This is a genomic window from Zavarzinella formosa DSM 19928 (assembly GCF_000255705.1).
In the GTDB taxonomy this organism is placed as follows: Bacteria; Planctomycetota; Planctomycetia; order Gemmatales; family Gemmataceae; genus Zavarzinella; species Zavarzinella formosa.
The window spans coordinates 390129-390991 of sequence record NZ_JH636446.1 but is presented as its reverse complement, the minus strand read 5'-3'; the positions used below and the strand labels follow the sequence as shown (position 1 = coordinate 390991).

1 protein-coding gene is annotated in these 863 nt (G+C 67.0%); it reads right to left on the bottom strand.

Translation table 11 applies throughout. The features are described from left to right. On the bottom strand, positions 1-746 hold a 746-nt coding region (locus tag BGIM_RS65165; protein WP_040891353.1), incomplete at its 3' end, for a hypothetical protein. Between the last annotated feature and the right edge of the window lie 117 nt (positions 747-863).

Genomic DNA, 863 nt, shown 5'->3' with positions numbered 1-863 from the left:
TCGCAGCCGTTGGCGGCCGCGGCCCAGGTGTTGGCGGCCGGGCGGTAGGCGCCGGTGTCGTCATCCCCCTCGAAGGCCAGCGGCAGCGGCCCCGCCGCCGTGGTGGTTCCGATCCCGAGACGAAAGGCATTGGGGGTGAAGGGCCACAGATAGGTTTCGGAGGGGACGACCGCCCACGTCCCGGCGGTGGTCTGGGTGTCAATCGTGCGGCCGATGATCTGAAAGGGGACGTTGCTCCGGGCGTTGGCGGCGTACATGGCGGTGGCACTGTCGGCCGCCCCGGCCCCGCCCTCGGAGGAGGTCGTGACGATGCCGTTGTCCCCGAAATATTTCGAGGAGGCGGCGAGTTCGGGGGTTCCGGAGTTGTCGATCAGATACCAGTAGATGTTCGAGGCGGCGCCGCTGGCATGTCCCAGGGTCGAGCCGGAACTGATGGTCAGCGACAGCGCCCCGGTGATGTTGCGGACGTTGAAACTTCCGTTGGAGAGGGTGGAACTGCGCATAGGCACGGCAATGACGTTGGTGGCGTCGGCGTCGGACGAACCGTTGCGTTGCTTCACGGCGCAGGTCAGGGCGCCGGTGGCGACGGAGAAGGCGAGGCCGAGGTTTTGAATCTTCCCGGCGGAGCCGAGCGGGTCGCCGACCTCCCGCAGCGAGGCATACAGGGCGGTCAGTTCGACCTTGGCGCCCGCCTGGGTGACGGCGGCTCCGGTGAGATTGGCGATGGTGGGAAAACTGGTGGGCATGGTGACTCCTTCTAATAACCTTTGATGCGGGCGTCGAGTATCCCCGAAACGGGCGTTCCGGCGGCGTCCAGGCACTGGACGAGCGGTCCGAGGGCGGCGTCCTTGTCGGCATATCTG